The 3,340-nt window shown below is 71.5% G+C and carries 5 protein-coding genes; 2 read left to right on the top strand and 3 right to left on the bottom strand.

All coding sequences use genetic code 11. The annotated features are described in order from the left end of the window. Both ACWEBX_RS38365 and pnuC read right to left on the bottom strand, forming a co-directional pair. Positions 1 to 573: adenylyltransferase/cytidyltransferase family protein (locus ACWEBX_RS38365; RefSeq protein WP_451889349.1), on the bottom strand; the 573-nt coding region annotated here is incomplete at its 3' end. Further along, complete coding sequence (pnuC, locus tag ACWEBX_RS38360) at positions 570 to 1,178, bottom strand: nicotinamide riboside transporter PnuC (protein WP_451889348.1); 609 nt, start codon at positions 1,176 to 1,178, stop codon at positions 570 to 572. The genes pnuC and ACWEBX_RS38365, both read right to left, overlap by 4 nt. Before the next feature lie 196 nt (positions 1,179 to 1,374). On the opposite strand from pnuC, the gene ACWEBX_RS38355 reads away from it, so the two are divergent. Beyond that, a complete protein-coding gene (locus ACWEBX_RS38355) occupies positions 1,375 to 1,611 on the top strand; it encodes a hypothetical protein (protein ID WP_451889347.1) in 237 nt (78 codons plus the stop codon). A 34-nt stretch (positions 1,612 to 1,645) separates the two neighbouring features. Continuing rightward, complete coding sequence (locus ACWEBX_RS38350) at positions 1,646 to 2,890, top strand: SUKH-4 family immunity protein (RefSeq protein WP_451889346.1); 1,245 nt, start codon at positions 1,646 to 1,648, stop codon at positions 2,888 to 2,890. Here ACWEBX_RS38350 and ACWEBX_RS38345 read toward each other — a convergent pair. Beyond that, positions 2,871 to 3,340: helix-turn-helix domain-containing protein (locus tag ACWEBX_RS38345; protein WP_451889345.1), on the bottom strand; the 470-nt coding region annotated here is incomplete at its 5' end. The two genes, ACWEBX_RS38350 and ACWEBX_RS38345, sit on opposite strands and share 20 nt — an antisense overlap.

The following is a 3,340-nucleotide window of genomic DNA, read 5'->3' as shown; positions in this document are numbered from 1 at the left end:
CTCCTTGAAGTCGTCCGAGGCGGCGACCTTGAAGGAGACGGGCGCCCGCGAGAGGGTCGTGGTGCCGGTGGACTCGGCGCCGAGGACCACCACACGCCGGGTGAGCGCGGCGCGTACCCCCGGGCCGAGAAACGTCCAGCAGCCCACCGGATCCTTGCGTACGGCCGTGCCGGAGACGGGGTACGTGGTCCGGTCGAGGTCCACGCCGACCTCGGCCGCGCCGAACCGGCGGGCCAGTTCGGCGCCGTACGACTCGGAGGTGAACACGGCGTCCACCGGATCCGGGACGGCCGAGCGGAAGACCGCCATGTGGGCGTCCCACACCGCGGGGTCGTGCAGGTCGACCGCGTGGTCGTCGACGGCGCCGACGACCTGGGCCTCCGGATGGGCCTCCCGCATCCACGCCACCCGGTCGACGAGCGGCACCGACTCCACGGAGGCGGCGCAGACCAGAACAGTCAGCCGGTCGCACTGCGCGAGCGCGGTGCGGACCAGGTGGTGGTGGCCGGCGTGTGGCGGATAGAACTTGCCGAGTACCAGGCCGTGTCGGTACGGGCGGGCTGCGGCGTTCACGCGGGCACCGCCGTCGCGGAGCGGGAGCCGGCCGCCTCGAGGGTGCGCCGCCAGCCGAGGAGGCCGGCCACGCACAGGGCGAGGAAGCCGATGTACAGCAGCGAGGTCAAGTACAGGCCCTTGTAGGCGTACAGCGGGATGTAGACCAGGTCGGCGGCGATCCACAGCCACCAGGACTCCAGCAGTTTGCGGCACTGGCCGTACGTTGCCGCCAGGGAGAGGGCGGTGGTGAGCGCGTCCCAGAAGGGGACGGTGGAGTCGGTGGCCCGGTCCAGGAGCACGGTGAGGGCGGTGGTGCCCAGTACTGCGGCCACGGTGAGCCAGGCCCATTCGACACGCGTGGTGCGGCGCACCGGCAGGGCGCCGGCGGTGGCCGGGCCGTCGCCGCGGGCCCAGGCCCACCAGCCGTAGGCGGCCAGCGCGATGAAGACGACCTGGAGGCCGGCGTCGGCGTACAGGCCGGCCTGGAGGAAGAGCACGATGAAGAAGACGTTGTTGGCTATGCCCACAGGCCAGTTGGCGATGTGCTGGCGTGCCACCAGCCAGACGCAGACGGCGCCGGTGGCGAAGCCGAGTGCTTCGGTCCAGCCGAGGTTCCAGTTCACGGACGACTCCTTAATGGTCGACCTGACTATAAATAGAGTGGCGGGTGGAGGCAAGGTATTTGCGTGCGTCCGCAGGGGGCCCGCGACCGTCGTTCACGCGGCTGGTGAGCCTGATGTCGATGCCGCGGTTTCGTCACGGGCGGGGGGCGGGCAGCCAACAGGGCCCGAATGTATGTGGGTTGACAGGGTGGAAGGTGTGGCGGGCGGGCCCGTCGGCATGGTGACGGCCGTGCGCGTACGGGATGTGCGGCGCACGCGAGGATGGGAAGCCGCCTTGCGTTACGCCCACTTCCGGCGGGTCGCCAGGGGTGCGTCCGTGCTGGTGTGGGAGCGGCGCCACAACCTCCTGCTCTGGCGGGGGCGAGTCGACGAACTGCCCCTGGAGAAGGAGCGGTCTCTCTGTTCCTCGCCCCGAGTCCCGGTACCGCGCTGAGTTGGTTGTCAGTGGTGGCTGGCAGCATGTCCGTATGACTCGCGAGGATCTTGACGCACTGTTCGCTTCCCCCGCGGCCCTGCTCGCCGCCGACCCCGAGGGCCTTCGAGACCTGCCCGCCACGGGCGGGGGAGCGGGCCGCGAAGCCTACGCCCAGGCCGTCACGATCCTCGACGGAGCCGAGGTGTCGCGAGCCGAGTTCGCCTCGTGGCTGCACTTCGGCGCGAAGGTGCTGGGCCATGACTCCTACGCCGAACTGGTCGCGGAAGCCGAGCCGGGCATGCCGTGGCGGACGGTCTGGGCCTGGTGGCGGCCGGTCGGCGCCTACCGGGCCAAGCCGAACCTCAGCGGCGACGCCGACGTCCAGGTCCACGAGGCGCAGGACGGCCGTCTCCTGCTGAAGCTGTGGTCGCAGCTGACCCGGGAACGCTGGATCGATCCGGCCACCGGCCAACGGGTCCCCGCCCCCGCCGACGGCGAGTTCGCCGAGCGGCCGTACGACGCTCCCGTCGAGGACCCCGTCCTCTTCGACCCGGACGACGACCACGGTCTCCACCAGCCCGACACCTGGGAGGAGCCCGCACCCCTCGGAGGCGGCCGCGTCATGTTCTTCGAGCCGCGCGGCGTCCTGGTGCTGGAACGCGACGGCACGGCGGAGGACGGGCCGACCGGCTCCGACGCGGTGTCCTGGGGCGAGGGCGAGCCGTGGTTCACGGGACCGACGGCAGCCGAAGCCCCCCTGGACACCGCCCGCTTGGAGGAGGCGTTCGACCCGGACGGGACGGTGCTGCTGAAGGAGGACCGACTGCCCGCCGCGCTGACGCACCCGCCCACACGGGAGTTGGCCGTGACGGCGGGGCTGCCGACGTGGTTCGCCGCCGGAGTCGCCACGTTCACCCTGGCCTGGAACGACGGGAAGGCGCACGGACTGGAGCCCGACGAGCACGGCCTGCTGCGCCTGGGCACCTTCGAGTTGGCGTACGGCGACACCGGCCGGGTGCTCGTCCACCCCGATACGGGCGCGGTGTCCATGGTTCGCGAGGACGAGGGCCCGTTCCCCCTCGCCCGGGACACCGAGACGTTCGTACGACTGCTGGAAGCCGTGTACCGCTTCAGGGGCGCCTGCTGGAACTCGTACCCCGGCGAGTACGGCAATCGAGACTTCCTGCGCGAAGTCGCCGCCCTCGAACCGCTCTCGGTGAGACAGGGAGCGCCGGCGCAGGAGGTCTGGGGGCACCTGTTCGCGGCCATCCTCGAACTCAGCACGTGGGGCTTCTGAGGAGTCCGTCACCCCGGCTCCCGGATCTCATGGTCTCGGGGCTCCGGTACGCCGTCGGCGGTCGGCCGAGGAGCTTCTTGAACGCGGCCGTGTACGCGGCGGGGTTGTCGTAGCCCAGGAGAGCCGCGATGCGGGTGACGGGCACGCCCGCGGTGAGGTGCCGCAGGGAGTGCAGGATGCAGGCGCGTTGCCGCCACTGGGAGAAGCTCAGGCCGGTCCCGCGCCGGAACAGGCGGGCGAGGGTGCGCTCGCTGACGTTGAGGACCGCGCACCAGCGTGCGGGCGGGTCGTGGATGGTCGGCTTCCGCAGGAAGTCCTCGCACAGGCCCCGCAGCCCGGGATGGGACGGCAGCGGGACGTCGAGGGGCAGCGGCGTGAGGTTCTTGAGCTCGTGCAGGATGAGGGTGGCGATCGCCGCGTCACGGCTGTGCTCGAGGTAACGCGGCTCCA

The organism is Streptomyces sp. NPDC005070, assembly GCF_053600395.1.
The sequence above is the reverse complement of the archived record's forward strand: the minus strand, read 5'-3'. Positions and strand labels throughout refer to the sequence as shown.